The sequence below is a fragment of the Candidatus Cloacimonadota bacterium genome (assembly GCA_034722995.1).
Classification (GTDB): Bacteria; Cloacimonadota; Cloacimonadia; order JGIOTU-2; family JGIOTU-2; genus JAGMCF01.
The window spans coordinates 9,216-14,849 of record JAYEOL010000039.1; the positions used below are offsets into that span (position 1 = coordinate 9,216).

Genomic DNA, 5,634 nt, shown 5'->3' on the forward strand with positions numbered 1-5,634 from the left:
TTTTATCCCATATTTTCTTACCCTTTTTATTAAGTTTTATTACCCAGAAATCTGAGAAATCTGGCCTTCCTGCACCTTTTGAATATGTATATCCGACGACAGCAAATCCGTCATCTTTCGTCTGAATGATGGATTTTGCCACATCAAGACTACTTCCCCCGAATGTTTTATCCCACATTCTGTTTCCATTTTTATCAAGTTTGACTACCCAGAAATCAGCGTCTCCTGCACCTTTTGAATATGTATCACCAGCGACAGCATATCCTCCATCTGTGGTTTGGATAATTGAATTTGCTACATCATCACCAGAGCCTCCGAATGCTTTATCCCATTCAATTTCAGGCGGGGTTTGATTTGCAGAAAGTAAAATAGTTGTAAAAATCATAACCATTAATAATATGATTTTCTTTTTCATAGATACCTCCTAATAATTTTGATATTAAGTAAAATATCATATTGTTTTTGAAACAATTTAGATAAAATTTTGTGATCTCTCTCTTGTTGTTCCTTTGGTTTTTTAGGTTTAAACAGATTTATAAATTTACAATAAGAATCAGATGATATAAGTTTACTTTCATCTTTGAAATATGGATATAAATCATAGAATACATCTTCGGGTAATTCCTTTATTCTAGAATTCAAGTCTGTCATATCTTTAACTTTTTTTTCTTTAATAATTCTTTCAAGTTCTTCATTACTTAGCATGTTTCCTCCAAGATTATTTTTTTCTCACTTTCTTATTATCTCAGAAGATTACACAATATTTTTTACACTCCCATTTTTTCATCTTTTCCTCCAGTTGATTTTATATAATTTAATTGTTGCAATAAAAACTTGAACCTAAAATACTAAAAAAAAAATTCTAAAATAGTTGTCAATTTTTTTATATTTTTTTCACAAATTCTACTTGTATTTATAAAATATTTATTCAAATCCAAAGAAATATTGACTAAATTTAATTGATTTTCAAAAATAATAAATAAAAAAATTTAGTGCCTTTGTGTCCATTCTCCGCAGTAGTAGGGCTGCTACTGCGCAGGATGAACCTTTGTGGTCAATTTATTAAAAAAATGAAATTTATCGGCGATTTTCATATCCATTCGCATTATTCGCGAGCAACAAGTAAAAGATTAACTCCTGAATATCTTAACTACTGGGCTCAGGTTAAAGGGATAAAAATTATTGGCACGGGCGACTTTACTCATCCTGGCTGGTTGAAAGAATTAAAAGATAAGCTTCTGCCTGCTGAACAGGGACTTTTCAAATTAAAAAATGAGTTCAAGCAAATCACTGAGTTGCAAATTTTTCCATCCTGCAAAAATGATATACGATTCATCCTCACAGCAGAGATAAGCAACATCTATAAAAAATATGGGAAAGTCCGAAAAGTCCATAATCTGATCTTCGCACCTGATTTTGCAACTGCTGAGAAAATCCAGCAAAAACTATCCAGAATAGGAAATATCACTTCTGATGGCAGACCTATTTTGGGACTGGATTCCAGAGATTTGCTGGAGATTGTGCTTGAATGCTCTGCCGAGGCTTTTTTAGTCCCAGCTCATATCTGGACGCCCTGGTTCTCTGCACTTGGTTCCAAATCTGGATTTGACTCTATCTCAGAATGTTATGGTGATATGGATAAGCATATTTTTGCTGTTGAGACGGGGCTGTCGTCGGACCCGCCAATGAACTGGATGTGCAGATTCTTAGATAGATATACTCTAATCTCTAATTCCGATGCCCATTCTCCTGAAAAACTTGGCAGAGAAGCCAATCTGTTTGATACTGAACTTTCTTACGATTCTATGAAAGAAGCAATGAGAACAGGTAATCCAAAAAATTTCCTTGGCACAATTGAATTCTTCCCACAAGAAGGAAAATATCATTATGATGGGCATAGGAAATGTGGTATAAGTTGGAATCCATTAGAAACTCTTAAACATAATGGAATATGTCCTGTATGCGGCAAAAAGGTTACAATCGGTGTAATGAATCGTGTTGCACAATTGGCAGATAGAGATAATATCAAAGAAAGAAAAAATAGACATTCCTTTCATTCACTTATTCCTTTGAAAGAGATATTATCTGAAATCTTAGAAACAGGACCACAATCAATGAGGGTTACAAAAGCATATAATTCCCTGTTGAAAAAGGGTGGTTCAGAATTTAATTTGCTTTTGGACTTGCCTGTTGCAAAAATAAAAAAAGTTGGTAATGAAATTCTTGCTGAAGCTATAAGGCGAATGAGAAATGGGAAAGTTTCTATAAAAGAAGGTTTTGACGGCGAGTTTGGTCAGATAAAAGTTTTTCAAGAAGATGCAAAAAAGGCATTTTCCTCTCAAAAGGCATTATTCACTGATATAACTAAAACGAAGAAAACACAAAAGCCAACCAGGCACCTTATCAATTTTGACTTACAGGAATATAGGCGGCTGATGGAAGTTGCCGTTCATCAAGAATTGGTCAAAGAAAAATCTCAATCCGAATATGTAACTTCAACCTATCCCGTTACATCGGGGAAAAATATAAAAGATAAAACCGAAGAATCATACCTCTTGCAAACCAAAGTAAATCTACTGAAAAACCTTAATGTAGAACAACTGAAAGCGGTTGAGCATTTTCACGGACCTGCTCTAATTATTGCAGGGCCTGGTACAGGAAAAACGCGAACCCTTACTTATAGAATTGCAAATTTAATTCAAAATAGAGGTATAAATCCTGAAAATATTTTAGCTGTAACCTTCACAAATAAAGCAGCCAATCAAATGAAAGAAAGATTGAAAACTCTGTTGAATAATGAGAGTATTATTTCCAAACTACAAATTTCCACTTTTCATGCATTTGGACTTTCAATACTAAAAAAGTATTGCGAAAAATTCGGCAGAGATGAACATTTTTCAATTTTTGATGAAGTTGATAAAAAATTGATATTGTCCGAAAAAATTGGTTGTGAGAAAAAACAAATCAGTTATGTTTCTGATAATATAACTTCTTTTAAGCAAAATTCGCAATCAGTCGAAGAAATCGCAGATAAAGACCTCAAAGAAATATTTCAAAAGTATAAAGAGATTCTAAAGAAGCAAAACACATTTGACATTGATGATTTGATATACTATCCAGTAAAACTTTTTATTGATTATCCTCAAATACTTTCTGAATATAGAGAGAAATATCAATGGATTCTCGTGGATGAATATCAGGATATAAATTTCGCTCAATACCAAATGTTAAAAATATTAACACAGAGAAGTAACTCAAATTTGTATGTGATTGGTGACCCAAATCAAGCAATTTACGGCTTTCGCGGTGCAGATGTGAAATTCATCAGAAGATTTATTGAAGATTATCCAGATGCAAAAGTGTATAAATTAAAAAAGAGCTATCGTTGCTCTGATTGCATTTTGCGAGCATCAAGCCAAGTTATTCAAAGTGAGGTATCAGAAAAGGAAAGTATTTTGGAAGGTTTACAAAAAGGGGTCAAAATAAAAATTCTGGAAAATAGCACTGATAAAAGTGAAGCAGAATTCGTTGCCAGAACTATAGAAAGAATGATAGGAGGCTTGCGATTCTTCTCTATTGACAGTCAAATCACTGGAGGCGAAAGAGAATCAGAAATAGAGAGTTTGTCTGACTTTGCTGTACTCTGCCGAATAAGCAGGCAAATGAAACCATTGGAAAAAGCATTTAACGACCACAGCATCCCGTATCAAAAGGTTGGAGATGTTCCTTTTTTTAAGCAAAAGCCAATAAAATCTATTATTGATTTTCTGAAATTGTCTATAAATCCTAAAAGTTATTTTCTGAAAAGCAAATTAATGAAAAGTAACAAAATCGGCTCATTAGAACTTGAAAACTATTGTGAGTCAATCAAAGGTAAATCCGTTAAGAACGCAATTGAAGATACGATTGATAAATATTTTATTGATGAGAAATCAGAGCACGAAACATCATTTAAGAAACTACTTGATTTAGCAGATGATTTTGGAGATAATTTAGAGGAGTTCTTGAAATTTGCAGTTTTAGGTACAGGAGTGGATACATATAGACCGAATATAGAAAATGTAACTTTAATGACTCTTCACTCAGCAAAGGGGCTTGAATTCAAATGTGTATTTATTATAGGTTGTGAAGATGGACTACTACCTTACTCCATTTTTGATAAGCAAAAATCTGATTTAGATGAAGAACGACGGCTTTTTTATGTAGGTATGACACGAGCAAAAAGGTTTCTATTTCTTTCATATGCAAAAAAGAGATTTGTTTTTGGCAAAGAATTCCATCTTGAAAAGACTCCTTTTCTTTATAATATTGAAAAGGAACTTATAGAATTATCAAAAAGTGACTATAAGAAACGAAAAATAAAAGAAGATGGACAAACAAATTTGTTTTGATAAGATTAAAAAATGGTAAACCAAACTCATAATCTACAGGCCAGGACAGATGTTCTGGAAAAATCAAGAATCAGAAATAAAACTATATTGGACATAGGAGCCGGTCCCTTAGCAATTATCGCAACAAGAGATTTCAATTGCAAAGTTACATCTATTGATATTTCAGAAAAAGAGTTAAGGAATGCAAAAGAAGATGCCGTCCAGGCAGGAGTTGGAGAAAATATCAAATTTGAGTTAGAAGACGCAACTAATCTTTCTTATGGAGATAACACCTTTGATGCTGTTATAAGCTATTGTGCATTACATCATATAAATCTCAACAGACGAAAAAAATTCATTCATGAATTACATAGAGTAGCAAAAGAGAAAATTGTCATTGTTGATTTTACAAAAAAAGGTTTCAACCAAATTCATTCAAATGATAATTATACATCTGTAGATTTTGCCTGGCTGGAAAAAGAATTAAATGCTTTAGGAAAGGTAAAAAGATATCAAATTGAAGACAGAAATATTTATATCTGCTTTAAATCGGATAAAACACTAACGCAATTTGAACTTGCTGAACTTGAAGATGAAGTCTATAATTGTAGAAAATGTCGTGGACTAAATATAGAAAAACCACACACCGCTGTGATGGGTCAAGGAAATCCTGATGCACGACTAATGTTTGTTGCACAAAATCCTTGTGAATTATGTGCTATTTACAGGAAAATATTTTACAAAGGCTCTGGTGAAATTCTGGATAAAGGCTTAAGTAGAATAGGTGAAAATAGGTCTACTGTTTATATCACCAATGTTTGCAAATGCCATACACCTAAAAACAGAAAAAATAATAAACAAGAAATTGACAACTGCCGTCCGTTTCTTGAAAAAGAGATTGAAATTATAAAGCCTGAAATCATTGTTCTTCTTGGCAAGCAAGCATTCAACTGGTTTGACTGTTCTGATTGGTATAAAATGGAAGAGCGAAAGCACTATAAAATTTATCCTGTGTCGCATCCAGCTTTTATAATAAGAAATCTTGATTTATTGGATGAATATTTAAAGAAATGGGATTTGTTAAAAGATTAAAGATTAAAATTAACGAGATTGGAAAACCATAGGGAAGAGAAGATTCACTTGAAATTTGAAACTGGAAACTTGAAACTGGGAACCGGAACACAGCCTGCAATCAGATGGGTGCACTTTCGTCTGACTATTAAAATGTTATTACTTCTCTGCAGTGGGAAAATAATAAATATCC

General features: G+C 32.8%; 4 protein-coding genes. 2 read left to right on the forward strand and 2 right to left on the reverse strand.

Annotated features, from left to right (window positions below):
* Together U9R23_04880 and U9R23_04885 are read right to left on the reverse strand one after the other, a co-directional pair.
* A partial coding sequence (locus U9R23_04880) for a hypothetical protein (GenBank protein MEA3475756.1) occupies positions 1-415 on the reverse strand: 415 nt, incomplete at its 3' end.
* Complete coding sequence (locus tag U9R23_04885; protein ID MEA3475757.1) at positions 412-705, reverse strand: hypothetical protein; 294 nt, start codon at positions 703-705, stop codon at positions 412-414. The genes U9R23_04880 and U9R23_04885, both read right to left, overlap by 4 nt.
* A gap of 365 nt (positions 706-1,070) precedes the next feature.
* Between U9R23_04885 and U9R23_04890 the strand changes: the two genes are divergently transcribed.
* Positions 1,071-4,391, forward strand: coding sequence for a UvrD-helicase domain-containing protein (locus tag U9R23_04890; GenBank protein ID MEA3475758.1), 3,321 nt, complete (start codon positions 1,071-1,073; stop codon positions 4,389-4,391).
* 12 nt (positions 4,392-4,403) lie between these two features.
* On the forward strand, positions 4,404-5,462 hold the full coding sequence (locus tag U9R23_04895; protein MEA3475759.1) for a uracil-DNA glycosylase family protein: 1,059 nt from the start codon (positions 4,404-4,406) through the stop codon (positions 5,460-5,462).
* Positions 5,463-5,634 lie beyond the last annotated feature (172 nt).

Coding starts and splice junctions, on each gene's coding strand:
- U9R23_04885 (MEA3475757.1), bottom strand. CDS start 705: ATGCTAAGTAATGAAGAACTTGAAAGAATTATTAAAGAAAAAAAAGTT.
- U9R23_04890 (MEA3475758.1), top strand. CDS start 1,071: ATGAAATTTATCGGCGATTTTCATATCCATTCGCATTATTCGCGAGCA.
- U9R23_04895 (MEA3475759.1), top strand. CDS start 4,404: ATGGTAAACCAAACTCATAATCTACAGGCCAGGACAGATGTTCTGGAA.